The organism is Rhizobium sp. rho-13.1 (assembly GCF_007000305.1).
GTDB lineage: Bacteria > Pseudomonadota > Alphaproteobacteria > Rhizobiales > Rhizobiaceae > Rhizobium > Rhizobium rhododendri.
Genome location: NZ_SCFL01000010.1, coordinates 1 through 24,221, shown reverse-complemented (window position 1 = coordinate 24,221; position 24,221 = coordinate 1). Strand labels below are relative to the sequence as shown.

The 24,221-nt window shown below is 59.5% G+C and carries 22 protein-coding genes; 19 read left to right on the top strand and 3 right to left on the bottom strand.

Annotated features, from left to right (window positions below; translation table 11 throughout):
• From otnI to EQW76_RS20110, 6 genes are all read left to right on the top strand, one after another.
• Window positions 1-774 carry a 2-oxo-tetronate isomerase gene (otnI, locus tag EQW76_RS20135; protein ID WP_142830983.1) on the top strand — a complete coding sequence of 258 codons (774 nt, stop codon included), beginning with the start codon at window positions 1-3 and terminating at the stop codon, window positions 772-774.
• Window positions 775-1,129: 355 nt separating this feature from the next.
• The gene (locus EQW76_RS20130) at window positions 1,130-2,140 is read left to right on the top strand and encodes an ABC transporter permease (protein ID WP_142830984.1); all 1,011 of its coding nucleotides are present in this window, start codon (window positions 1,130-1,132) and stop codon (window positions 2,138-2,140) included.
• A gap of 67 nt (window positions 2,141-2,207) precedes the next feature.
• Window positions 2,208-3,134 carry a sugar-binding protein gene (locus tag EQW76_RS20125; protein ID WP_142830985.1) on the top strand — a complete coding sequence of 309 codons (927 nt, stop codon included), beginning with the start codon at window positions 2,208-2,210 and terminating at the stop codon, window positions 3,132-3,134.
• A gap of 61 nt (window positions 3,135-3,195) precedes the next feature.
• Window positions 3,196-4,698 (top strand): sugar ABC transporter ATP-binding protein, encoded by a 1,503-nt coding sequence (locus EQW76_RS20120; RefSeq protein WP_142830986.1) that lies wholly within the window; start codon window positions 3,196-3,198, stop codon window positions 4,696-4,698.
• A 47-nt stretch (window positions 4,699-4,745) separates the two neighbouring features.
• Complete coding sequence (locus EQW76_RS20115; protein WP_142830987.1) at window positions 4,746-5,639, top strand: NAD(P)-dependent oxidoreductase; 894 nt, start codon at window positions 4,746-4,748, stop codon at window positions 5,637-5,639.
• Between the two features lie 118 nt (window positions 5,640-5,757).
• Window positions 5,758-6,783, top strand: coding sequence for a LacI family DNA-binding transcriptional regulator (locus tag EQW76_RS20110; RefSeq protein WP_142830988.1), 1,026 nt, complete (start codon window positions 5,758-5,760; stop codon window positions 6,781-6,783).
• Between the two features lie 234 nt (window positions 6,784-7,017).
• Here EQW76_RS20110 and EQW76_RS20105 read toward each other — a convergent pair whose 3' ends face one another.
• Both EQW76_RS20105 and EQW76_RS20100 read right to left on the bottom strand, forming a co-directional pair.
• Window positions 7,018-8,724, bottom strand: coding sequence for an extracellular solute-binding protein (locus EQW76_RS20105; protein WP_142830989.1), 1,707 nt, complete (start codon window positions 8,722-8,724; stop codon window positions 7,018-7,020).
• A gap of 96 nt (window positions 8,725-8,820) precedes the next feature.
• On the bottom strand, window positions 8,821-9,723 hold the full coding sequence (locus tag EQW76_RS20100; RefSeq protein WP_161990975.1) for an NAD(P)-dependent oxidoreductase: 903 nt from the start codon (window positions 9,721-9,723) through the stop codon (window positions 8,821-8,823).
• A gap of 348 nt (window positions 9,724-10,071) precedes the next feature.
• On the opposite strand from EQW76_RS20100, the gene EQW76_RS20095 reads away from it, so the two are divergent.
• The 13 genes from EQW76_RS20095 to EQW76_RS20040 all read left to right on the top strand — a co-directional run bounded on the left by EQW76_RS20095 (window position 10,072) and on the right by EQW76_RS20040 (window position 23,296).
• Window positions 10,072-10,860, top strand: a complete 789-nt coding sequence (locus EQW76_RS20095) for a glucose 1-dehydrogenase (RefSeq protein WP_143123102.1) — start codon at window positions 10,072-10,074, stop codon at window positions 10,858-10,860.
• A gap of 107 nt (window positions 10,861-10,967) precedes the next feature.
• Window positions 10,968-12,041: a 2,3-butanediol dehydrogenase gene (locus tag EQW76_RS20090; protein WP_142830992.1), complete on the top strand. Its 1,074-nt coding sequence runs from the start codon at window positions 10,968-10,970 to the stop codon at window positions 12,039-12,041.
• 145 nt (window positions 12,042-12,186) lie between these two features.
• A complete protein-coding gene (locus EQW76_RS20085) occupies window positions 12,187-12,471 on the top strand; it encodes a YciI family protein (protein ID WP_111221658.1) in 285 nt (94 codons plus the stop codon).
• Entirely contained in the window at window positions 12,468-13,481 is a 1,014-nt protein-coding gene (locus EQW76_RS20080) for a Gfo/Idh/MocA family oxidoreductase (RefSeq protein WP_142830993.1), read from the top strand. Before EQW76_RS20085 ends, EQW76_RS20080 begins: the two co-directional genes overlap by 4 nt.
• A gap of 13 nt (window positions 13,482-13,494) precedes the next feature.
• Window positions 13,495-14,478 (top strand): zinc-binding dehydrogenase, encoded by a 984-nt coding sequence (locus EQW76_RS20075; RefSeq protein WP_142830994.1) that lies wholly within the window; start codon window positions 13,495-13,497, stop codon window positions 14,476-14,478.
• Between the two features lie 93 nt (window positions 14,479-14,571).
• Window positions 14,572-15,486: an intradiol ring-cleavage dioxygenase gene (locus tag EQW76_RS20070; RefSeq protein ID WP_142830995.1), complete on the top strand. Its 915-nt coding sequence runs from the start codon at window positions 14,572-14,574 to the stop codon at window positions 15,484-15,486.
• 2 nt (window positions 15,487-15,488) lie between these two features.
• Window positions 15,489-16,568 (top strand): maleylacetate reductase, encoded by a 1,080-nt coding sequence (locus EQW76_RS20065; protein ID WP_143123101.1) that lies wholly within the window; start codon window positions 15,489-15,491, stop codon window positions 16,566-16,568.
• A gap of 17 nt (window positions 16,569-16,585) precedes the next feature.
• Window positions 16,586-16,885, top strand: coding sequence for a Dabb family protein (locus EQW76_RS20060; RefSeq protein ID WP_142830997.1), 300 nt, complete (start codon window positions 16,586-16,588; stop codon window positions 16,883-16,885).
• Between the two features lie 75 nt (window positions 16,886-16,960).
• The gene (locus EQW76_RS20055; RefSeq protein WP_142830998.1) at window positions 16,961-18,019 is read left to right on the top strand and encodes a ketopantoate reductase family protein; all 1,059 of its coding nucleotides are present in this window, start codon (window positions 16,961-16,963) and stop codon (window positions 18,017-18,019) included.
• A 316-nt stretch (window positions 18,020-18,335) separates the two neighbouring features.
• Complete coding sequence (locus tag EQW76_RS29065; protein WP_153816488.1) at window positions 18,336-18,485, top strand: hypothetical protein; 150 nt, start codon at window positions 18,336-18,338, stop codon at window positions 18,483-18,485.
• 154 nt (window positions 18,486-18,639) lie between these two features.
• Window positions 18,640-19,635 carry an ABC transporter permease gene (locus EQW76_RS20050; RefSeq protein ID WP_202617186.1) on the top strand — a complete coding sequence of 332 codons (996 nt, stop codon included), beginning with the start codon at window positions 18,640-18,642 and terminating at the stop codon, window positions 19,633-19,635.
• Window positions 19,636-19,660: 25 nt separating this feature from the next.
• The gene (locus EQW76_RS20045; RefSeq protein ID WP_142830999.1) at window positions 19,661-20,728 is read left to right on the top strand and encodes a substrate-binding domain-containing protein; all 1,068 of its coding nucleotides are present in this window, start codon (window positions 19,661-19,663) and stop codon (window positions 20,726-20,728) included.
• Between the two features lie 114 nt (window positions 20,729-20,842).
• Entirely contained in the window at window positions 20,843-23,296 is a 2,454-nt protein-coding gene (locus EQW76_RS20040) for an ATP-binding cassette domain-containing protein (protein ID WP_203452799.1), read from the top strand.
• A gap of 101 nt (window positions 23,297-23,397) precedes the next feature.
• Here the strand turns inward: EQW76_RS20040 and EQW76_RS20035 are convergent, their stop codons facing one another.
• Entirely contained in the window at window positions 23,398-24,054 is a 657-nt protein-coding gene (locus EQW76_RS20035) for a DUF3313 domain-containing protein (RefSeq protein ID WP_142831001.1), read from the bottom strand.
• Between the last annotated feature and the right edge of the window lie 167 nt (window positions 24,055-24,221).

Below are 24,221 nucleotides of genomic sequence, written 5' to 3'. Positions count from 1 at the left end.
ATGCCACGTTTTGCGGCCAATTTGACCATGATGTTCACAGAAGTCGGCTTCCTCGACAGGTTCGCTGCTGCTGCTGCGGCCGGATTCGATGCGGTGGAGTATCTGTTCCCATACGATTTCGACCCAGCCGATGTCGCCGAGCGATTGCATCGACTCAAGCTCTCGCAAGCGCTTTTCAATTTGCCGCCGGGCGATTGGGCATCGGGCGAGAGAGGTCTCGCAGCGCTGCCAGAGCGGAAAGATGAATTCCGCGCGTCTGTCGAGACAGCGCTCAGATATGCTGCGGCAACAGGCGTGAAGCGGTTGCACGTGATGAGCGGTCTGGCCGAGCGGTCGGACCCGGCCGCCGTCGCCGCGTATCGCCAGTCAATCGCCTACGCATGCGACAAGGCGGGCGAGACCGGGCTGGATATTGTTCTGGAGCCGATCAATGGGCGCGACATGCCCGGATATTTCCTCAATAATTTCAATTTCGCAGCGGATTTGATCGCAGATCTTGGCTATCCAAACCTGAAATTACAGTTCGATATCTACCATCGCCAGATCATCCATGGCGATGTGCTCTCTGGGCTGCGAACGATGATGCCCATCATAGGCCACGTTCAGATCGCATCGGTACCCCTCCGCCACGAGCCTGGAACGGGAGAGCTCGATGACTTTACCGTCCTGCGTGAACTCGATCGGCTGGGATATGACGGTTTTGTCGGCTGCGAGTACCGTCCGGCACGCGGCACGATCGAAGGCCTCGGATGGCTGGCGACCTTTCGCCAGTAGGGATGCAGTCAGTTAATAGCCGACATGCTGATTAACAGCGCTGCCATTCAACAGAGAAATTCTGTGCGTTTAATGCACTTGCAGACGCGGGGAATGACTGAGCACACTTCCATCTTGACCGCATAACACTGATAAATTCGTTCCATCTTACATAAAATCGAAAACGAGCTTGACAGATGGCGGAATTGGCAGAAGTTATGGCAGCGCTGCCATAACATTTCAAGGTAGTCTTTGAATAGCTGGCCTTGCGTACCCCATCACCGCCGAAAGCATCTGGAGGTTGCGATCTGTGGTGACGATAGACAACGGATATGCTGACAGCTCACGCGAGCAGCGGCGATAGGGAGGAGATTTCATGTCCGGACTCGTCAATGACGAACCGTCGCCCCGTAACTCGTCATCGGGCTTTCTTGCCCAGTTGGCAAAATTGCGTCATGTGCGAGAGGTCAACGTGCTCGTCGCCCTCGTGGTCGTCGGCGCGCTCATCAGCCTGTACACGCCGTATTTCCTGACGACCAATAATCTGATGGGCGTATTTCGCGCATTCTCGCTGACGGCGATCATGAGCATCGGCATGGTTATGGTCATCATCACCGGCGGCATCGATCTATCGGTCGGCTCGGCAATGGGTCTCGCCTCGCTGGTGACCGCCCTGTGCTTCGAAGCCGGTTTTTCGACCGGCGGCAGTGTCGCTGCCGGCCTTTCGGTCGGCGTGGCGTTCGGGTTTATCAATGGCGCACTGATCACCATGATCGGGCTGCCGCCATTCATCGCGACGCTTGGAACCCTCAGCATCGGGCGTGGCCTTATGTACATGATCACCCACGGGGTTCCTGTCACGCCGACGCCGCCCGATGCTTTCTCCATTCTCGGCCAGGGCTATCTCGGCCCGGTGCCGGTGCCCGTCGTGATCATGCTGGTCCTCATGGCAATATTCGCGCTGATCATGCGCCGCACGCGCTTCGGTCGGCATATCTACGCGACAGGTGGAAACGAAAATGCGGCGCGCCTGAGCGGTGTGAAGGTAGATCGGGTGAAACTGGCCGTCTACGTGCTGTCTTCAACCATCGCGGCGGCAGCCGGCGTCATTGCATTTTCCAGATACCTGTCCGCCGAACCTGCGTCCGGCTTTGGATCGGAGCTCGATGTGATCGCTGCTGCCGCAATCGGCGGAGCCAGCCTTGCCGGTGGGGTTGGCAGCGTCTCCGGGGCCGTCATCGGCGCAGCGCTTGTCGGCGTCATCGCCAATGGCGTTGTGCTGCTCAACATCAATACCTATGCCCAGCAGGCCATCACGGGCGGGGTGATCCTCATTGCCGTGAGCCTGGACGTTTTGAGAAATCGGCTCTCGGGAGGTCGCGGATAACGCGGAGGCTGCAAGTTTCAATGGAGATCCCCGGCGGAGGACGTACGGGTGAGGAGGAGAAGGAAAGATGAACGAGTTCAAAAAAGCAGTGTTTGCAGCATTGTTATCGATGACGGCGGTCGGCGGCGCGGTGGCTCAGGACATTACCATCGCTGTGGTGCCAAAAGTGGCGGTGCCGTTTTTCGACGACTGTAACAAGGGCGCGCAGGAAGCGGCCAAGGCTGCAGGAGTCGATTATCAGTGGGTTGTTCCGCAGAACACCCAAGGGTCGACACAGGTCAAAATCATAGAGGATCTCATTGCTCGCCACGTCAGCGGTATCGCCGTCTCGGTCAACGAACCGAAGTCGGTGGAGGGGATCATCAAGCAGGCCATGGCGGCCGGCATCAAGGTCCTGACCTTCGATAGCGACAGCGCCAAGAGCGGCCGCAGCATGTATATCGGCACGATCAACAAGCAGGCGGGCGTCACCATGGGCAAATCCATGGGCGAAGCGCTCGGCGGCAAGGGCGAGGTTGCCATCGTCACCGGCCAGCTCGGCGCCTCCAATCTCAACGAGCGGATCGACGGCGTCAAGGAAGCGCTGAAGGCGTTTCCCGAGATCAAGGTTGTCGCTACCGAGGGCACCGAAGACGACCTCGCAAAGGCCGTCTCGGTGACGGAGGCGTTGCTGCGCGGAAACCCCAAGCTGGCCGGCATTATCGGCGTCAGCCAAGTCGGCGGCCCCGCCGCTGCCAAGGTCCTGGCAGAGCAGGAATTCTCCGATCGCAAGGCGGGCGTTAAGGTCTACGCCTTCGACGACCTGCCCGACACGATCAAGGGTGTCAAAAACGGCTACATTGCCGGCATCATGGTCCAGCGTCCTGTCACCATGGGCAAGCTTGCCGTCGAGCACCTGGTCGCCCAGATCAAGGGTACGGAGACTGAAAGCAAGGATATCGACACCGGCGTGACTGTTGTCAACGCCTCCAATCTCGGCAGCTACACGAAGTAGGCGTCAAGGCCGACGGCGCCGGAACCGGCGCCGTCGGCAGCATCCTGATGTGGAGATTATCATGACGCCTTTTCTCGAAATGCGCGGCATCTCGAAGACTTTTCCCGGTGTCCACGCACTCAAAAACGTCGATCTCTCGCTGAGCAGCGGCGAGGTCCATGTGCTCGCCGGAGAAAACGGCGCGGGAAAAAGTACCCTGATGAAGATCATGACGGGTGTCTACCGCGCCGATCCGGGCGGCTCGATCCGCGTCGAGGGGCATGAGGTGACGATCAGCGATCCGGTCCACGCACGGTCGCTGGGCATCAGCATCATCTATCAGGAGCTTGCGGTGGTGAATAATCTCACCGTGGCCGAAAACATTTTTCTGGCCCGCGAGCCTCTCGGCCCCGGCGGTCTCATCGATACGCGCAGGATGAATGCCGAAACACGGGCCGTCCTCGCCGAACTGGAGATGACCATCGAGCCGACGACGCGTGTCGGCAATCTCAGCATCGGCCAGAAACAGATGGTCGAGATCGCGCGGGCGATCTCGTATCGCTCGAAATTGATCATCATGGACGAGCCGACCGCATCGCTCAGCCATCACGAAGCGTCCACCCTGATGCGGATCGTCCGCAAGCTCGTCGCGCAGCAGATCGGTATCGTCTACATCTCGCATCGCATGGACGAGATTTTCGAGATTGCCGACCGGGTCACGGTCTTGCGCGACGGCCAGACGGTCGATACGCGGCCGATTGCCGAAATGACCCGTGAGTTGCTGGTGCGCAAGATGGTCGATCGCGACCTGTCGCAACTGTTCGGCGAGCATCAGTCCTACGCCACATCCGACATCCTGCTTTCCGTCCGCGGACTGGGCCTGAAGAGCAGGACCGCGCATGGTGCCAAGGTGGAGGATATTTCTTTCGACCTGCACAAAGGCGAGATTTTGGGCTTCTTCGGGCTCGTCGGGTCCGGTCGTACGGAAATCATGGAGATGATCTTTGGCTGGCGTCCGCGCGTCGGCGATGTGATAATAGAAGGCGCGACAGTGACGATACGAGATCCCGCTGATGCCATCGATCTCGGTATCGGCTTCGTTTCTGAAGACCGAAAGGAACTTGGGCTCGTGCTCGGCATGTCGGTACGTGAAAATTTCAGTCTCACGCATCTGTCCGACTATTGTACGCTGGATGTCGTCAACCAGAAGCGGGAGACCAGTGCCTGCGCTGCGTTCATCCGCTCTCTCGGTATCAAGACGCCGTCGACGGAGCAGAAGGTGCTGAATCTTTCCGGGGGAAACCAGCAGAAGGTGGTCATCGCCAAATGGGTGGCGCGACATCCTCGTATCCTGATTGTCGACGAGCCAACGCGCGGCATCGACATCGGTGCGAAATCCGAGGTTCACACGCTTCTCAACAGCCTTGCAAAGCAGGGGATTGCAATCATCGTCGTCTCCTCCGACTTGCCAGAGATCCTGGCCATCAGCGACCGAATCGTCGTGCTGAAGGAGGGCCGCATCACCGGCAAGATCGAGCGCAGCGAGGCGACGCAGGAGCGCATCATGCTCGCCGCGACAGCTTGACGAATTGGTTTCGGCGCACATTTTTCAACGAAAAGGAGATCTACAAAATGACCAAACGCATTGTGTTTACAGGCGGTACGGGGAAGGCCGGTCGTCACGCCGTTCCCCATCTGCTGGAAAAGGGATATTCCATTCTCAATGTCGACCTGAAGCCTCTCGACCTGCCGGGCGTTAATACGCTGATTACCGACATCACCGATAGCGGCCAGGTCTTCAACGCGTTGACCACGCACTTCGGGTTTGACGGCTACGACGATGGCGCCCCACCGTCTGCCCCCGATGCTGTCGTTCATTTTGCCGCCATTCCCCGCGTCATGATCGAGCCGGACAACAAGACGTTTTCGGCCAATGTCGTTGGAACCTACAACGTCATCGAGGCGGCCATGAAGCTGGGTGTCCGCAAGGTCATCATCGCATCGAGCGAGACCACTTACGGCGTCTGCTTTGCCGAAGGCGACAAGGATTTTCACAGTTTCCCGCTGGAAGAAGACTACGACAGCGACCCGATGGACAGCTACGGCCTGTCGAAGGTCGTCAACGAAAAGACGGCACGGGCATTTTCGATGCGCTACAACGCCGACATTTACGCCCTGCGCATCGGCAACGTCATCGAGCCGCATGAGTATTCCAATTTCCCGGCCTACCTCGACAACCCAATGTCGCGCAAACGTAACGCCTGGAGCTACATCGATGCCCGCGATCTCGGCGAGATTGTCCATCTTTGCATCGAGAAGGACGGCCTCGGCTATCAGGTCTTCAATGCGGTCAACGACACCATTACCGCAGACCTGCCGACTTCGGAGTTCCTTGCCAAATACTGCCCGCAAACTCCTGTAAAGCGTGAGATGGGAAGAGACGAAGCGCCGATTTCCAACCGCAAGGCTCGCGATGTCCTCGGTTTCCGGGAAGCGCACCCGTGGAAGAATTATGTGAAGCGCTGAATTAATCCGGCCGGGGCTGATTTGCATTTTTAGCCTCGGCCAAATACCGTGCGAACAAGGAGCTTGATGGTCGCTCGATTGGCCAATCCTGACCATGGCCGAAACGGGAATCCGCATAATGACAACACGGCGCCGCCTTCCCGACAGGAAGTCCAAGATCACCCTGCGTGAAGTTGCGCTGCGGGCCGATGTGAGCGAATCGACCGTATCCCGCATCATGCGCAACCAGTCGCTGGTCGCCGACGCGACACGCGAAAAGGTCATGGAAACCGTACGGGCGCTTGGATATGTGCCGAACCGGATCGCAGGTTCGCTTGCGTCGCTTAACTCCCATCTGATTGGCGTGGTCATTCCCTCGCTGTCGAATATCGTCTTTCCGGAAGTCATCCAGGGCGTGCACGAGGCTCTGAAATCCTCGGATTTCCAGGCCGTCATCAGCACCACGGAATATGACATCGACCGGGAAGAGGTGATGGTGCGTGGCCTTCTGGCCTGGAAGCCTGCTGCGATCCTTATTGCAGGATTCGATCACACCATGGCGACGCGACGGATGCTGGATCAGAGCGGCGTGCGCGTTGTCGAATTGATGGATATCGACAGTGCGCCGATCGACATCGCAGTTGGCATGTCGCACCGCCGGGCGGGTTACGCGATAGGGCAGCATCTGATCGCGCGAGGCTACCGTCATTTCGGCTATGTGGGCCATGACTGGGCGGCGGACCGCCGCGCGCGGCTTCGCTACGATGGGCTAAGGGAAGCCTTGGCTGAGGCTGGCCTGTCGATCGAGGCGCATGCGATTGCGGATGGTCCGAGCTCGGTCGGCACCGGTCGCGAGCAGACCAGGCATCTTTGTGCGGCGTCTGCCGAAATCGACGTGACGGTTTATTCCAATGACGACATGGCCGTGGGGGGCGTTTTTCATTGCCTGAGCGCCGGCATTTCCCTGCCCGACGACATGGCGATCTTCGGCTTCAACGGTCTCGAAATCGGCCGCGAACTGCCGCAGCCACTCTCGACGCTGCGCTCGAACCGTTTCATGATCGGCAAGAAGGCGATCGAGGCTATCCTGGAATCGCCGGAGCGATGCACCCGTCCGGTTGTCATCGACACAGGCTTTGAGATCTTCCCTGGCGCCACGGCCTGAAGCGTGTAATCGCCTCGCGTTGGCCGGCGGTCTCATCACACGCGACATTCGTGGCGCACTCAACCTCAAAATCAAGTTAACTCGATGTAAATCATGATATTTTACCGCTTTTTGGCGGTCCGGTGAGCCATGATGCCCTGCTTCTAGTGTTTCAGTTTGCTCAAATGCATGAGGGACTGCCGTGTGAGTCTGTCCATGTCCCTCCTCGCCATGGATCGGTGCGGCAAACGCTTTTCAGCGGCGACTTCCAGGGCTTGCACGGAGCTGCAGGTCTATCTGTCTTGCAGCGTCATCGAGTGCCACCCTGTCGGGTTTGACCCCCGACAGGGCGTTGTGGATCTCTTCGCCGAGGATCCGCTCTATCGCCGTATACTGAGGGATATTTGGTCGCTGCCAGGTGTGCAGAAGGTTCTTTTTTGCCAGCTGGTCGACGAACCTGACGATTGGCGAGCTCGCCGCCGCCTCGGGGTCGGCGCTGACGGAAAAACGCGGCGCGATGGGAAAGCCGTTCTTGACGTGAGCCTTCATCGCCTCGCGCGATGCCATCCAGGCGATGGCGTCGGCGGCAAGCTCAACCCGCTCTTCCGGCAGGTTGGTTGGAATGCAGAATAGAAACCCGCCGATGGGCGAGGCGCGCGTGCCGCCGGGACCAGCGGGCTGGGGCAGATATTCGACCCGTCTCTTGACCACGGAATGGACATCGTATTCGAAACGCGCGGTGCGCATCGTCCAGAAATAACCGAGACTGGCCTTGCCGGTCATGAACACGTCGAGCGTCCGATCCCAAGCCATGTTGAGGATATCCGGCGGTGAAATCTCGATCAGCCGGCGCATGAAATCCAGGGCCGCCAAACCGGAATCGGAGGAAATCGTGCAGTGCAACTGTTCGAGATCGACACCTTCCAGGGTAAAGCCGGCACGGGTCTTTCTAAGCGAGATTGTCGGCTGGCCGCAGGCGCCGAGGAAAAACATGAAGCTTGAAGCGATCGGCATGCCGCGCGCACCGTCCCACACTGCACCGTACATGCCGTGGTTCGGCGCGTGAAAATGGCGCCCGGCCGCGATGACGTCCTCGAAATTGCGCGGGAAATCTAGGCCTGCATCGGCAAACAGGTCCTTGCGCGCCGCCAGAATCTCGACCGTGCAGTAGCCGGGAACGCCATAATCCTGCCCGTCCCATCTCGCCGTCGACCAGATGGACGGGTGAAAATCGAGGGGATTGATGCCGGTCTTCTGGACCAGTGCGTCGATTGGGCGAATGATATCCTTTTCGACGAACTCGCCGAGCCATGGCATGTTGATGGCGATCACATCGTATTCGGAGACTCTCTTCTTCCGGTTTTCCAGGGCCCTGTTGTACAGATCCGGAAGCGACAGGAGATCGAAGCTCTTCCGGGAGGCAAGGTTATTGCGGAAATCGGCCCACATGTTGCGCATCGCAGAGAAATAATTGTCATTGTTGAGCAGGAAACGCAGTTCGATTTGGGATTCGGCACGTTTCTGCATGAGCCGCATCGGTGGAATGATGTGTGAGCCGAGAGGGGTGCCGCCAAAATAGTAGTCGTCCTCCTGCTCGCCGCTTCTGAGGCCGAGCGTCTGCGCAAGCAGGGACTTGGTCTTGCCGGCATAGACCTGGAACGCTTTCAGCAAGCTGTCGCTCGGCTGCAGCGCAAAGCTCTTGCCCGTCGTTCCCTTGGCGACCTTGAGAATATATCCGCTGTCGACGAGCCGGTTTATCAGACGCATGGACGTGGCATAGGGCAGTCCGGATTCCTGGCCCAGCGTCGAGATCGACACCGTCTGGCTGTGGATGTGGGACTTGATGAGATACATGACGATCCTCCAGACAGGATCTTCGTCAAAACCGACGACGACGTCCTGGAAAGGCCTGCGGGTCCTTTCCAGAAATTCGATCACGCGCAGCATTTCGTATTCGTTCACGTCGGCCCTCCCGCCCGTCGCGTCATGACATATGGTCGTAGCTCTACCTGATCCTTTTGGCTAGGATCGGTGCAGTTCGGAACCAATGCCGGATGGCTATTTTTCGGAAGGGGGAGCAAGTCCGGCGAGGCGTTCCGATTGCTCGAACAGCACGAAGAAGTCCTTGTCGGCCTGGCCGCCGGCGTAGGCCGCCTCGTATTGCTGGCGGATCATCGATGCCAGATACATCGGAGTGTGATCGGCTCTTGCCGCATCCAGGATGAGGTCGAAATCCTTCATCATCTGGGATACGGAAAACGCCGGGTCGAAATTGCGGTTGACCAGCAAGTCCCGCTTGTAGGCGATCAGCGGTGAGGCGACGGCGCTCTCGCAAATCACCGAAAGCATTGTCTCGACCGTGAGATTTCCCTTCAACCCGAGGGTGAGGGCCTCCCCGAGCAGCGCTGACGTTGCGCCGACGAGAGCATTGAGCACGAGTTTGAGGTAGCGTGCCTCCTCGGCCTCGCCGACATAAAAGCGGCGGGACGCAAAGCACTCGAACATCGGCTCCACGCGTTTGTAGGCCTCCTCAGGCCCCGAGGCCATGACTGACAGAGTTCCGGACGATGCGGTCGCGGTGCTGCCGGAAACGGGTGCGCGCAGGTAGGAAACGCCAAGCGCCGACATTGCCTCGTTGACTTCCGTAGAAATTGCCGGCGACACCGTGCTCATTTCGACCAGGATCTGTCCGGTCTTCATCGTGGTGGCCAGGCCACCCGGCGAGAAAACGAGCTCCCGCAGAACGGCATCGTTCGGGATTGTCAGGACGATGACGTCGGAAGCGGCTGCCAGATCTTCAAGCGAATGCGCCACATTGGCGCCCTCGGCAACGATGGTGGCGCGGTTTTCGGGCAAGGGCTCGTAGACGTGCAAGGCATAGCCGGCATCGAGAACGCGGCGGCTCATCGGGGCACCCATTTTACCTATGCCTGCCCAGCCTACTGTAAATCTCTCGCTCATCGACCTCTCCCTTATTCCCGACGACCAGCAGCGCCGGTTTGCCGATCCCTTGCCTGCGGGGGGAACGTGCGTGTCGACCGATGCTCGGCATTCGACCGCATAAACTGTCTCCGTCCTCCCGGAGAAATTAATAGGACGAAGTCGGGATGGAATGCTTGGCAGAAAATATCCAATCCGGACAAATATAGGTTTGTCGGACATCGTGTTTATCCACTAGCTTCGTGACAGGATGGTCAGCCGTTCCCGGGAGGAACACGAACCGACAATTTTGCAAATTGGCGCGCTTTACTTCGGTAATGCGGCACCGTTGCCTGTCGTCGATATTCGGGACTGGAGGAGGAGGATTGGATGACTGAATCGCTAGAGGGCAGGGTCGTTATCGTCACGGGTTCCGGCAGGGGCATCGGCGCCGGTATTGCCGGCGACCTGGCATCCAAGGGCGCGAAAGTCGTCATTGCAGACCTTGTGGCAGCCACCGCTGATGCCGTTGCTGCCACTATCAGGTCCGAAGGCGGCGATGCGCTCGGTGTTGCCGTGGACGTTTCGGACCGCTCGAGTGTCAAGGAATTGATTGCCCGGACCGTATCGCATTTCGGCCGGCTGGACGTGATGTTCAACAATGCCGGCATCAGCCAGACATGCCCCTTCCTCGATGTCACCGAAGACGATTTCAACCGCATCATGAAGGTCAATGGTCTCGGTGTTCTGATCGGCACGCAAGAGGCTGCCAAGACGATGATAGCCCAAGGTACAGGCGGTAAAATCATCAACACAGCCTCTATCGCAGGTAAGCAGGGCTATCCCTTGTTTGCGCATTATTGCGCATCGAAGTTCGCGGTGGTGGCCATCACGCAGGCCGCAGCAAGGGCACTTGCAGAGCACAAAATCACGGTCAACTGTTTTGGTCCGGGCGTTGTTGCGACGGAACTCTGGCAGCAGCTGGACCGGGAGTTCATGGAGCATGGCCTGACATCCCAGCCGGATCAGGCCATCAACGAATTCTCGCAGTCGATCTTGCTTGGGCGTGTGTCCGTGCCGAAGGATATCGCCGGCGTTACCACATTCCTGGCTTCGGCCGGATCCGACTACATCACCGGGCAGACGGTGATGGTGGACGGAGGAATGGTTCTGATCTGATGATATCGGGAGGTGCGGCCGCCACCCGCTGCTCCCACCTGAATGCTGGCAGCGAGAGCTCCTCGAGAGATTACCTCAACGCCGCCCCCACTGGAAAGGATTTCCGTATGAAAGCCGTTCGATACTATTCGAAGAAAGACATTCGCGTCGAAGACGTACCCGCTCCGTCCGGGCCGCTGGGCGATGACATGGTTCTCATCGAGCCGCTGGTTTGCGGCATCTGTGGAACCGATCTGCATGAATATATTGCCGGACCGATCGTCACGCCGAGCACGCCGCACGTCTATTCCGGCGCGGTCCTGCCGCAGATCCTCGGGCACGAACTGTCTGCCCGGGTCCTGGCTGTCGGCAAGAACGTGACGCACGTCGCGCCGGGATCGCGCGTCTCGATCCAGCCGCTGATCTCGCCCCGCGACGACTATTACGGTCGCCGGGGACTGTATCATCTCAGCGAGAAAATGGCCTGCTTCGGCCTGTCCTGGGAATGGGGCGGCATGGGGGAACAGGCGGTCGTCAACAGCTACAATGTCTTTCCGGTGCCGGACAGCGTCAGCGATGTGCAGGCAGCCATGATCGAGCCTGCAGCGGTTGCTCTCTACGGCGTCGATCGTGGCGGCGTGGAGGCAGGCAGCACTGTGCTGGTCTCCGGCGTCGGCCCGATTGGTGCGCTGGTGCTGCTTGCGACGCGGGCAGCCGGTGCGACGACCATTTTCGTTTCCGAACTAAACCCGAACCGCCGCGCCCTTGCCAAGAAGCTGGTGCCGGAAGCGATCGTCTTCGATCCGCGCGAAGTGGATGCCGAGGCGCTGTTCCGCGAGCACACCGAGGAAGGCGTCGGCGTCGACGTGGCGCTCGAATGTGTCGGGGCGGAGGCTTCGCTTAACCTCTGTGCCAGGGCCGTCAAGCGTCAGGGTACGGTCGTGCAGGTTGGTCTGCACGTCAAGCCGGCGGCTATCGATGCGATGCTTTGGGCCCTGAAGGACATCACCGTCGAGGCGACCTGGTGCTACCCAGTGACGATCTGGCCAAGGATCGCGCAGATGATTGGTTCCGGCATCTTTCCGGTCGAGCAGATCGTCACCGCGCAGATTTCTCCGGACGACGTCGTCGAAAAGGGCTTCGAGGCGCTGCTCGATCCCAATGCGTCCCACATGAAGATACTCGTCAACATGAAGGCTTGACCGGAGCACTGACCATTGGATTTCGGCGGCCGCATTTAGGAGGCGGTCGCATTGGTAACTGCCGAAGCCATCGGCCGCGTTATGGGTCAATTTCCGATGATAGACGGCGGCTATTCGATCGCCTGAACAACGAAGAGGTTTTGTCATGCACTATATCGTTCACTGCCTGGACCATCCGGGCGCCGTGGAAAAGCGGCTTGCCAACTATGAAGCGCACAAGGCCTATCTCGGGGCCGCAAAGACCAAGACAATCATTTCGGGGCCTCTCCTCGCCGATGACAACGAAACGATGATCGGTTCGCTGTTCCTGTTTGAGGCAGACACCATCGAAGAGATCGTGGCTTTCAACAAGGCCGATCCGTTCACGGCAGCCGGCGTCTGGAAGTCGGTGAATATCCATCCCTTCAGCAAGCGGGTGGACAACAGATGACAATGATCGAAAACAAGCCGGTGCTTGCGGCCATCGTCGGCCTCGGCTGGTGGGGCAAGAAGATGGCGACACTGGTCAATGCCGGGGGTGCGGAAATGCACTTCGTTCGTGCTGTCGATCCGAGCCCGGAGGCAGAAAGCTTCGCCGGCGAAATGGGCCTGCAATTCTCCCCGGATCTCGCCGATGCGCTGGCTGATCCCGACATCGAGGCTGTTGTCCTCGCAACGCCCCACTCCCTACACCAGAAGCAGATTGCCGAGGCAGTGGCTGCCGGCAAGCACGTGTTCTGCGAAAAGCCGCTGGCGATGACCAGGAAGGATGCCGAAACCTCTGTGGCGTTGTGCCGGGATGCCGGGCTGGTTCTCGGTATGGGCCACGAGCGTCGTTTCGAGCCGCCGATTGCCGAGATCCTCGAGGCGGCAAATAGCGGCAAGCTCGGTCGTCTGCTGCAGATCGAGTCCAATTTCAGCCACGACAAGTTCCTCACGCTCGATCCGTCGAACTGGCGGCTGAACGCGGAGCAGGCGCCTGCCGGTGGCATGACGGCAACCGGCATCCATCTGACCGACCTATCGGTGAAGCTGATGGGGCCCGCAAAAGATGTCCGTGTCATCTGCGAGAACCTCGCTTCGGAGATCCCGCAGGGGGATACGATGAGCGCCCATATCCGCTTCGAAAACGGCGGTTCAGCCTATGTGTCCGCGACGCTGGCCACACCCTTCATCTCGCGGTTCGCGGTGTTCGGGACGTTGGGTTGGATCGAGGTACGCGACAAGGCGCACGTCGAGTCGCCGGACGGCTGGATCGTTACCGAGGGTTGGAAGGGCAAGCCCATCACCGTGCGCGAAGTCGCACCGGCCGAGCCGGTTCGTGACAACCTGCGAGCTTTTGCCCGAGCCGTGCGCGGCACCGATCCATATCCGATCAGCGGCGAGGAGATGATCAACAACATCGCGCTTCTCGAAGCGATTATCCGCTCCGCACGCTCCGGCGTCGTCGAGCAACTTTGACAGGGAGAGTGTCATGAAAGCTTTGGTATTCGAGGCCCCTGACAGGCCGGCAATCGTCGATGTGGCGATGCCGGAGGTTTCTGCCAACGAAGTGCTCGTCCGCACGCGCGCTGTCGGCATTTGTCACTCGGACTACGAGTTGCTCGCAGGACGATACATCATCCCGATCTCCTATCCGGTGACGCCGGGTCACGAGTGGAGTGGCGAGATCGTCGAGGTCGGGCGCAACGTCACCGGCTTCAAGGTCGGCGACCGCGTCGTCGGCGAATGCGTGGTTCGCACGCCGGACCGCCTTCATCACTTTGGATTTTCGATGAGCGGCGCCGATCGCGAATTCTTCAACGTCAATCCGGAATGGCTGCACAAGCTGCCGGAAGCCGTCGATGACAAGAAGGCGGCGCTGATTGAGCCCTTTACATGCGGCTTTTACGCGGTGCTGCGCTCCGGCGGCACCAATGCCAGCGAGACCGTAGTCGTTTCTGGCGGCGGCACTATCGGCCTCGTGTCCGCAGCGGCTGCCATCGGCATGGGCGCACGCGTCATCGTGGTCGACCCGCTGGCTGCCCGCCGCGACGTGGCCCTGAGGCTCGGGGCAGACGCCGCGCTTGATCCGTCCGATGGGGGAGCTGCTGACCGTATCCGCGAAATGACCGGCGGTCACGGCGCCGACCTGGTTGTCGAGGCATCCGGTCACGATGCATCGCTGGCTGCGGCATTCGACTACGCACGGGAAGACGGCCGCATGTCGATGGTCGGGATCAATATCGGGCGCAAGGTGCCGGTCGTCATCGGCCAGATCCAGATGAAGAACCTGACCGTCAGGGGATGCATCGGTTCGCCGGGCGTGTGGCCTGCAGCAATCCGTTTTCTCGAACGCACGGGGATCGATCTTTCGCCGATCCAGACCCACGACTATGCGCTGACGGACGCCGTCGATGCTTTCAGCTTCGGCAAGGACGCAACCAAGAGCATCAAGATCACTCTCCTGAACAACTGACCGCCGCCTCGCGCGGCGGCGATCAGGGAACGGCCAAATCTTCACGGATGCGACCGGATCGTGCCGCGGGGCTCATGGGAAAGGACAACGGAAATGATTGACCAGCAGACGAAACACGACGCCGAGAGCGGATACTTCTCCGAGGAGAGCTCGGTCGAGGTGGTCCTGGCACGGATGGCCGGTAAAACCGATCCGCGTCTGCGCGAGGTCATGAGCGCAGCAATCCGCCACCTGCATGCATTCGTCAAGGAGGTGGAGCCCAATCAGCAGGAATGGGGCATGGCCATCGATTTCCTGACCGAAACCGGCCAGATCTGCAACGAATGGAGGCAGGAGTTTATCCTGCTTTCCGACATTCTTGGCGTTTCCATGCTGGTCGATGCGATCAACAACCGCAAGCCATCCGGGGCGACTGAGACTACAGTGCTCGGTCCGTTTCATGTCATGGACGCACCGCAATACGAGAATGGCGCCAATATCTGTCTGGATGGCAAGGGCGAACCGCTGCTGGTGCGGGGGCGCGTTACCGATACCGACGGAAAGCCGATCGCCGGCGCGATGCTCGATGTCTGGCAAGCCAACGACGAGGGCTTCTATGATGTCCAGCAGAAGGGCCTGCAGCCCGAGATGAATCTGCGCGGCATCTTCAAGACGGATGCCGACGGGTCATACTGGTTCAAGTCGGTGCGGCCAAAATTCTATCCGATCCCCGATGACGGCCCTGTTGGCAAGCTGCTCGGCCAGATGGGGCGCCATCCGTTCAGGCCAGCCCACATCCACTTCATCGTCGGGGCTGCCGGCTTCGAGCCCATCACAACGCATATCTTCACGCCGGATTGCCCCTACCTTCATTCTGATGCGGTTTTCGGGGTGAAGGAAGACCTGATTGCCGATTTCGGCAAGCTGGACGATCCGAAGCGCGCTGCCGAGCTCGGCTTCGACAATCCGTTCGAGGCCGTGACTTGTGACTTCGTGCTGGTCACGCCGCAGCAGAAGCTGGAGGCATAGCGATGCAGGCCTTCACCTATAACGCCAATCCCGGGCGCGTGATCTTCGGGCACGGCACGATCGCAAGGCTTGGAGAAGAGGCGGACCGTCTGTCAGCCGACAAGGTACTCGTTCTGTCGACGCCGGAGCAGGCCGAACAGGCGCGGGCCGTGGCCGATCATCTCGGACCGCGTTTTGCCGGCATCTACACGAAGGCGCAAATGCACACGCCAGTCGACGTGACCGTCGATGCGATGCGTGAAGTTGAGCGGCTGAAGGCCAACGCGGTGCTGGCAATCGGCGGCGGATCGACGACGGGGCTCGGAAAGGCCATCGCCTTTCGCACCGATATTCCGCAGATCGTGGTGCCGACCACCTATGCCGGCTCCGAGGCGACGCCGATCCTTGGCGAAACGGAGAATGGTCGAAAGGTCACCAAGTCAGACCCGCGCATTCTGCCTGAGGTGATCGTCTACGACATCGACCTTACCCTAACACTGCCGGTCTCAATGTCCGTCACTTCAGGCCTCAATGCCGTGGCCCATGCGGTCGAGGCACTGTACGCGCGCGAAACCAATCCGATCATTTCGCTGTTGGCCGAGCAGGGGATCGCGGCATTCTCGCGCGCCCTGCCGGTTATCGCCAAAAACCCGGAAGATGCCGACTCAAGAGCCGATGCGCTATACGGAGCGTGGCTTTGCGGCGTCTGCCTGGGTTCCGTCGGCATGGCGCTCCACCACAAGCTTTGCCACACCCTCGGCGGCATGTTCAACCTACCGCATGCGCCAATGCACACCGCTGTCCTGCCGCACGCCGTCGCCTACAACGCGCCAGCGGTACCGGAAGCGATGGCGCGGATTGCCAGAGCGCTCGGCGCTGACGATGCGGCGACGGGCTTGTTCGATCTCGCCTCTGGTCTCGGTGCGGATATGGCCCTCAAGTCACTGGGCATGCCCGGCGACGGGATCGATGCGGCGCTCGAGCAGGCTATGTCCAATGCCTACTGGAACCCGCGCACATTGGAAAAGGATGGTCTCCATCAGTTGCTGTCTCGCGCCTATGAGGGCGCAAGGCCAGCAGGCGCGTCTGCGTCGTCAAGCTGACCCGGGAAACAGAAACGATGATCAAACATATCGTCATGTGGAACGTCCGCGGTGTCACTGCCGCGGAAAAGCAAGAGGCGGCTTGGAAGGTCAAGCGCAAGTTCGAGGGTCTGGTCGGGAAGGTCCCGGGCTTGCGGACGCTGGAGATCGGCATCGATATCAGCCGGATTTCCTACGCCTGCGACGTGGTGCTGTATTCCGAATTCGAAAGCGAGGCCGATCTGAAGGGATACGCGGAGCATCCGGCCCACCTGCAGGTCAGAAACGAGCTCGAGGGGGTCCGCACGGACCGTTATCAGGTCGACTACATCCCCTGACCCCTGAGACGAGGCTAATGAACTCTCTCACATGCGCTGACGACCGGGCGCGATCATACCCGAAGGAGATACCGCATGAGCTGGGATAAAAAGGGCGGTCCGAGGATCGCGTTTCTGGGTACGGGCGCGCAAGGCGCTTCCATCGGCGCAGATTTCGCGCTTGCGGGCCTGGACGTTACCTTCATCGAACAGTGGCCGGATCACGTGACCGCAATCCGCGAGCATGGCATCACCGTCAACCTGCCGACGCGAACGATCAATGCCAAAGTTCCGGCATTGCATCTTTGCCAGGTAGCGGAAATCAAGGAACCCTTCGATGTCGTCTTCCTGGTGGTCAAGGCCTACGATACGAAGTGGGCCTGCCAGCTCATTGAGCCGGTCCTTGCGCCAGACGGTCTGGTTGTCGGCCTGCAGAATGGCATGACCCATGAGGATATTGCTGCGATCGTCGGCCGGGAGCGGACCATCGGCGCGGTGATCGAGATCGCCTCGAACATGTGGGTGCCCGGTGTCACCAACCGTCAGAACGACCACGACACCTCTTGGTTCGCTCTCGGCGCGCTCGATCCGCAGACGCAGCCAAGGGTCGAGGCCGTTGCCGATCTGCTGCGCAATGCAGGCACGGTCGAGGTCACGGACGATATCCGTTCGGCGAAATGGATGAAGCTCATCGTCAACGCGGCCGAACTTATTCCTTCGGCGATCATCAATCTGCCGCTCGGAGACGCAGCACGAACTCCCGGCATGCTGGAGACGATGCGTGCCGCCGGCTACGAGGCCATGCATGCGGCGCTCGCCGATGGCGCCAGGATCGTGCCCATCATAGGCATGCCGCCGGTCACGACCAACGACCCGGAGCGCTATGTCGACAAAATCTTCGAAGAAGTGCTGACGGTCTTCTCGCAGGCCGACACGTTGACGACGTCGTTGCAGGACTGGCGAAAAGGGCGTCGTGCCGAGATCCAGGAGGTCAACGGCTGGGTCGTGGACATCCTGAAAGCGCACGGCCTGCCGGCTCCGGTGAACCAGCGTGTCATGGAAATCGCCTACGAGATCGAAAACGGCACGCTCGAAGCTAGGCCGGAGAATTCGAAGCTGCTGATCGAGGCTTATGAGGCTGCCGGCAAGAGATGACAGCTGCCGACCAGGGCAAGTCTATTGATGAAACAGTCCAGATGGTCGGGTTTGTGCCGCCTCGATACGCAGGCGGAGATGCACCCAAGTTTTTGATTTCTTTCCATGAAATTCCAGCGATCAAGCTTTGAAAATGCGCCTTATCCAATCCGGACATCTTCGATGTTTTCTCGCGCTTCAAAATGCATAAAGGTGGAGGCGAGGAGTTGGGAGGAGTGCCCTTACCTCAACAAATAGATCGAAGCCGTAGCTTTCTCGAAAGGGAAGGTCTCTTGTTCTGTGACTTTATTTTGCAGTTGCTTGGAGGAGCATGGATATGGACGACCAAATCTACAATTCGCCTGCCTGCAATTGCGCCGGACAATTGAAACTGCAGGTAATGACCGTGCTTTCGAGCGATAGGCACATTTCCGCTCAGGCGCGTGAAGTACAAAATTCAGGATTGGCAGTAAATGCCCACGAGTAACCGCGGGTAGTGTCAGGCGCGTGGGCTCATGCGTGGTCGTTCCGGCATGGCGCATCCGCGTATCCCGGGTGCCCGAGTTTTTCAGCATACGACCAGAGGCCGCCCGGGCAGCAGAGGTGTTTTTCGTGAGCGATTCCAAGAAAGGTGAGCTGAGATGAACTCAAGCTCGATGACATCGACCAGCTTGCAGAAGCAAAGCCTGTTTCGGATCCCGATGGCGCGGAGCTTCATGACGGTCGTCTTTTCGACTGTCCTGCTGCTGGTCGTGTGCAAGGTATTCGCGCCCTCGAGTGTCTCCTGGGGAGCGCTGTCGGGAAGCCTGCCGTTCGCAGCGATTATCGCGGTCGTCGGTCTCGGGCAGCTGCTCGTAGTGCAGCAGGGCGGATTCGACCTTTCACTTCCCGGCTCCGTCTCGCTTGCCGTCGTGGTTGCCACCCACTATCCTCAGCAGAACGATGCGCTGCTCTATCAGGCAGTTCTGATCGCGCTCGGGATGGCCCTCATTGCAGGTTTCGCGAACGGAATCCTCGTCAGCTTCTTCCGGTTGAACTCGATCATTGCGACGATCGGTGTCAATGCGCTGCTTTACGGCGCAGTCTTTGCCACGTCGGGCGGGGTTCCCTCGATCACGACGAACCTCCTTGCGGAGATTGCCGGTGGTGAGACCTTCCGGGTTCCGAATGCGGTGTATTTCGCGCTTGCCGCCACCGTGGTTGTTTCGTTCGTGCTCAAGAAAACACTGGTCGGGCGCCGCTTCGAGGCCATCGGGGCCAGCCCGCCGGCCGGTCGTGCCGCCGGACTTCGCGTTCGTGTCCACCAGATGATGGCCTATGTCTTCGCGCAGCTGCTCTATTGCACGGCCGGCATCCTGATCGCCGGCATCACCCGCGAGCCAACCGCGTTTCAGGGAGACACGCTTCTGCTGCCGTCTGTCGCGGTCGTCGTGCTGGGAGGCACTTCGCTGCTGGGTGGCCGGGGCTTCCCGATCTCGACTGTCATCGCGGCCTTCTTTCTCAATCAATTGAGCCAATTCGCCCTGTCAGTGGGGGTTCCGTATTCGGCTCAGACCATCATCCAGGCGCTGGCCCTGGGTTTTGGCATCGGTGTTTACTCGCTGCGTTGGCGAAGAAACGTAAGAAAAGCGACCTGAACGAAAAACTGTGGAGGAGAAAAACATGAAACATTCGACATTCAAGAAGGGCTTTGCGCTCTCCGTTGCCGCCGCCGTCATGGCGCTTGGCAGCGCGGGTCTTGCCAAGGCCGAGACGCCCTCGTGGTGCGGCCCGAAAAAGGCCTCGTTGGCACTGCTCGACGGCTACGGAGGCAATAGCTGGCGTCAGGTGACGACGGCATCGGGCAAGCAGGTCGTCGATCTCTGCCCGAGCATTACCAAATATGAATATGCAGATGGCCAAGGTGATACGCAAAAGTCGATTTCCGACATCAAGGGCATGGCGGCCAAGGGTATCGACGCACTGGTCGTGTTCGGCGACGCCGGCCCTGCCGTGCTTCCGGCCATCACCAGCGTTTACAAGTCCGGCAAGGTCATCGTGCCGTACCGGGTCGCCGTTGGCGGCAAGGAGGGCGTCAACTATTCGAAGTTCATAGGCTCGTCGTTCGAGAACGATGGCGTGACCTGGGGCAACTGGATCAAGGGTATCCTCCCCAAGGGCGGTAACCTGCTGTTCCTCAGCGGTCCGGCAGGCAACAGCCAGGGTCTCGATGAACTCAAGGGCCTGAAGAGCGTTCTCGGTCCGGAATATGTCTTCGTCAACCCGCAGCCTTTCGCGGTCACCAACTGGGATCCGGCTCTGACCCAGAAGGTTCTGACGGCGGAAATTGCCAAGAATGCCAAGATCGACGTTATCGTGTCGGACTTCGGCCCGTCGCTGGTAGGTGCGCTGCCGACATTCACCAAGCAGGGCAAGTCGATCCCGGCGCTGGCGACATCCGACGGCAATTCGCTGGGTTGCCTGTTCGATGAGAGCAAGGCCAAGAACCCTGATTTCAAGCTGTTCACGGTCGCGACCGGCAACGACAACGTGCGGCTTGCCGTAGAATGGGCCATTGCGCTTGCAACCGGCGGAGAGAAGCCGAAGGACGAAATCTTCAAGGCCCCCGCATTCGAAGACTCGGTCTCCGGCACGCCGAACCCCGTCAAGTGCCGCAAGGACCTGCCTGGCTCAATCTATCTGTCGTCCGCACTTTCGGCAGAAGACCAGGCCAAGGCGGTCACCAAGTAACCGACGAACAGGCATGGATTTCCCCGGAGAGAACACTCTCCGGGGCAAGTTTTCGAGGACGGATAACAGATGTTGCAAACAGGCGTTAAAGCGGTCGAGGCGGAGACAAGAGACGTGATTATCCGTCTCTCCGGTATCTCCAAGTATTTCTCTGCCATCCCCGCACTCAGCGATGTGAACGTCGAGTTCTGCAAGGGCGAAGTTCACGCCATTCTCGGAGAGAACGGCGCCGGCAAATCGACGCTGATGAATATCATCTCCGGCACGTTGCGTCCGACCGACGGCGAAATCAGCTTCGAGGGTCGGCCGCTCCAGCAATTGACACCCGAGATTGCGAAGTCGCTGGGGATCGGTATCTGCTTCCAGCATCCGGCCATTCTCGAAGATCTTTCAATCATGGAAAATCTGCGTGTGGCGCTTCCGTCTTCGGTTTTTGCCGGCCGGTCGCCGCAGGAGGTCGTCCAGGAGGTTCTCGATACGGTCGGGCTTCAAGTGCCGCTTGTCATGCGTGCCGATAGCCTGACGGTGGCGCAGAAGCATCTGCTTGAAATCGCCAAGGCCCTGGCGCTGAAGCCACGGGTTCTCATCCTCGACGAGCCGACGGCTTCCCTCGACCAGGATTCGACCGACATGTTGTTCGGACGTATCCGCGAAATTGCGGGCGCCGGCACAGCGGTCATCTATATCACCCATCGCCTGGCAGAACTTCGGCAGATCGCCCATCGTGTCACGGTATTGCGCGATGGCAAGGTGCGCGGTGCGGAAATGGTGCGGGACATCAGCGACGGTGATCTCGTCAACATGATCGTCGGGCGCACACTGAAATCGGCCTTTCCCCCAAAGTCGCAGCGGGCAGAGGACGAAACCAGCCTTTCCGTTAGCGGCATCAGCTCAAAGGAGCTGACAGACATCAGTTTCAACATGCAGCGCGGCCAGATCATCGGCGTCGCCGGCGTGGCTGGTAACGGCCAGCCGGAACTCATGCGCGTACTTGCAGGGTTGCATGTAGCGGAAGGGACTATCACGCTGCGTGGTCGGCAGCTGACGCAGAGCGAATTGCTGCGCGAAGCAGCCTTCATGCCATCCGACAGGCATGTGGAAGGGGTGGCAAGCAGCCTCACGGTGCGCGAGAACGCAACCTTCTCGGCTCTCGAAAAATTCTCTGTCGGCGGCGTCATGAGCCGCAAAAAGGAACTCGAGCAGGTCAACGCGATTTTCAGCGAGCTTGCGGTGAAGACACCCGGCTTGGAGGCGCCCATCCTGTCGCTTTCCGGTGGCAATCAGCAGAAGGTTGTGATGTCTCGGGCAATGCTATCCGATCCCGGCCTCATCATTGCCGACGAGCCAACGCAAGGCGTGGATGTCGGTGCCCGCTTCGAAATCTACCGTATCCTGCGCGAAGTCTCCGACCGCGGCACACCGGTCATCGTCAACTCCTCGGATGCCGTCGAACTCGAGGGGCTGTGTGACAAGGTCATCGTCATGTCGCGTGGCCATCTCGTTGCGACGTTGACCGGCGACGACGTCACCGAAGGACGCATCGTTGCTGCTGCCGTCAATGCCAGTACCCATGGAGGCGCCAGCGTTTCCAAGGCTGTTGAAAAGACCAGTGCATTCCGTCATTTCCTGCAGTCTGACAACGCACCTGCTGTGCCACTTGCGCTCGTCACAATCCTGCTCGGGCTCTATGTCTACAGCCAGAACGACAACTTCTTTTCGATCTACAACATCTACAATATCTTTCTTCTCGCAACGGCGCTTGGGTTCATCGCCCTCGGGCAGACCGTCGCGCTGCTGATGGGTGGCATCGATCTTTCCGTCGGCCCGCTCGCCGGCTTCCTCGTCGTCGTCGCCTCCTTCTTCATCAATGACGATAAATCCTCCGTCATGATGCTGGCGGGCTTCGTGCTGATGTTTGCCGGTGCTTTCATCACCGGTACAATCAACGGGCTGTTGATCCGCTTTGCCAATTTTACGCCGATCGCAGCCACGTTGGCCATGTATATTGCCATACAGGGGCTGAGCTTCCTGCTGCGCGACAATCCCGATGGCTACATCAGCGCGACCGTCACCGATTGGGTCAATTGGCAGTGGGGGCCTTTCCCGGTCGCCTTCCTCGCATTGGTTGCAATCGCGGTCGGCGGCGAATATGTGCTGCGCCAGACAAAGGCAGGCTGGCGGCTGCGTGCCGTGGGTTCTGACGAGCATTCGGCGCGCAGGGCCGGCATCCGTGTCGACCTGACGTTCATTGCTGGCTATATCGCCTGTTCGCTGCTCACCGGCCTCGGCGCAATCATGCTGATGACGCAAATTGGCGTCGGAGATCCACGCCAGGGGATCAACTATACGCTCTCAAGCATCACGGCTGTGGTCCTTGGCGGCACCAGCCTCACCGGCGGCCGGGGAACGTTTATCGGAACCTTGCTGGGTGCGGTCCTGCTCACCGAGGTTCTGAACGCTGTCACCTTCCTCGGGCTTAGCCAAACGTTCCAGTATTTCTTCCAGGGTCTGCTGGTCGTCGCGGCTGCGCTCATCTATTCCGGTGTTCGCCGACGCGCCGCCAACTGAGATAGCGGATACGCTTTTCGCCGATGGCTACGGCTAGGATCCGGTTTTTGACCCTGCCGGGGGCAACGGCTTCGGTCGGGGCTAGTTGAGGGTGCTCGGCACTAGCGAAGTTTGGCCAGCAGCGCGTCCGCACCTTTTTCAACGCCCACCATCGAAGCTTGCATCGATCCCATGCTAGCGCCGATATTCATTGCTCCCGGAAATTGTTTGCTGACATAGGCAAGCAGCAGGCGGCTCGTTGTTGCATCGTAGACCTCGACCGCATAGTTGACCGATCCCGTCATCGATCCTTCGCCCCCTCGGACTGCCTGAACGCCGTTGTAGACGCCGCCCGCGACGTCGAAATGGGAAAGCGTGCCGAGCACGGGGGTATTTGCTTTCGCGCCCGTGAGCGTTAGGTGCAGCCTGAGTGTGTTCGGCTGCGGAGCCGTCACGATCGAGAACCGCGTTTTCAGCTTGTCGGTGAATTCCGATTGCATGTAGCGCGCGAGAGCCTGCTTGTCCTCGGCGGAAACCTTGCCAAACTGAGCGTCGGCGCCGGCATAGACAGTCACGGGGTCAACGATCATTCTAGTGTATTGTCGAAAGCTGATGTCGCCCCGGAAAACAAAGGGTTCGCGACCATTCTGGTCATTGGGATTGGGTTTCAGCACCGACGCTGAGGCGAGCCCGTCGTAGACGACAGGACCGGTCGTCGTACATCCGGCAGTCACTGCACACGCAAATGCAATCGCGAAAAAGGTTTTGATTGTTGGCATAGAAAGATAGTCTCCGAGCTAAGATTCAGGAATGACCATCCGACATTTGTGTATTGTCGTGTCTTCTTTGATGTTCTGAAATATTCGCAGCCACGAATGAACAAACGGGGCGCTGCAAGCCTGTCAGGTTGCGGGCGGCAGCCGGATATCGGCCATCAGTCCTTTCG

Excerpts from the sequence above, each read along its gene's own strand:
- EQW76_RS20070 (WP_142830995.1), top strand. The coding sequence starts at position 14,572 with ATGATTGACCAGCAGACGAAACACGACGCCGAGAGCGGATACTTCTCC.
- EQW76_RS20120 (WP_142830986.1), top strand. The coding sequence starts at position 3,196 with ATGACGCCTTTTCTCGAAATGCGCGGCATCTCGAAGACTTTTCCCGGT.
- EQW76_RS20115 (WP_142830987.1), top strand. The coding sequence starts at position 4,746 with ATGACCAAACGCATTGTGTTTACAGGCGGTACGGGGAAGGCCGGTCGT.
- EQW76_RS20035 (WP_142831001.1), bottom strand. The coding sequence starts at position 24,054 with ATGCCAACAATCAAAACCTTTTTCGCGATTGCATTTGCGTGTGCAGTG.
- EQW76_RS20050 (WP_202617186.1), top strand. The coding sequence starts at position 18,640 with ATGAACTCAAGCTCGATGACATCGACCAGCTTGCAGAAGCAAAGCCTG.
- otnI (WP_142830983.1), top strand. The coding sequence starts at position 1 with ATGCCACGTTTTGCGGCCAATTTGACCATGATGTTCACAGAAGTCGGC.
- EQW76_RS29065 (WP_153816488.1), top strand. The coding sequence starts at position 18,336 with ATGGACGACCAAATCTACAATTCGCCTGCCTGCAATTGCGCCGGACAA.
- EQW76_RS20055 (WP_142830998.1), top strand. The coding sequence starts at position 16,961 with ATGAGCTGGGATAAAAAGGGCGGTCCGAGGATCGCGTTTCTGGGTACG.
- EQW76_RS20080 (WP_142830993.1), top strand. The coding sequence starts at position 12,468 with ATGACAATGATCGAAAACAAGCCGGTGCTTGCGGCCATCGTCGGCCTC.
- EQW76_RS20060 (WP_142830997.1), top strand. The coding sequence starts at position 16,586 with ATGATCAAACATATCGTCATGTGGAACGTCCGCGGTGTCACTGCCGCG.
- EQW76_RS20090 (WP_142830992.1), top strand. The coding sequence starts at position 10,968 with ATGAAAGCCGTTCGATACTATTCGAAGAAAGACATTCGCGTCGAAGAC.
- EQW76_RS20110 (WP_142830988.1), top strand. The coding sequence starts at position 5,758 with ATGACAACACGGCGCCGCCTTCCCGACAGGAAGTCCAAGATCACCCTG.
- EQW76_RS20075 (WP_142830994.1), top strand. The coding sequence starts at position 13,495 with ATGAAAGCTTTGGTATTCGAGGCCCCTGACAGGCCGGCAATCGTCGAT.
- EQW76_RS20085 (WP_111221658.1), top strand. The coding sequence starts at position 12,187 with ATGCACTATATCGTTCACTGCCTGGACCATCCGGGCGCCGTGGAAAAG.
- EQW76_RS20125 (WP_142830985.1), top strand. The coding sequence starts at position 2,208 with ATGAACGAGTTCAAAAAAGCAGTGTTTGCAGCATTGTTATCGATGACG.
- EQW76_RS20100 (WP_161990975.1), bottom strand. The coding sequence starts at position 9,723 with ATGAGCGAGAGATTTACAGTAGGCTGGGCAGGCATAGGTAAAATGGGT.
- EQW76_RS20095 (WP_143123102.1), top strand. The coding sequence starts at position 10,072 with ATGACTGAATCGCTAGAGGGCAGGGTCGTTATCGTCACGGGTTCCGGC.
- EQW76_RS20130 (WP_142830984.1), top strand. The coding sequence starts at position 1,130 with ATGTCCGGACTCGTCAATGACGAACCGTCGCCCCGTAACTCGTCATCG.
- EQW76_RS20065 (WP_143123101.1), top strand. The coding sequence starts at position 15,489 with ATGCAGGCCTTCACCTATAACGCCAATCCCGGGCGCGTGATCTTCGGG.
- EQW76_RS20045 (WP_142830999.1), top strand. The coding sequence starts at position 19,661 with ATGAAACATTCGACATTCAAGAAGGGCTTTGCGCTCTCCGTTGCCGCC.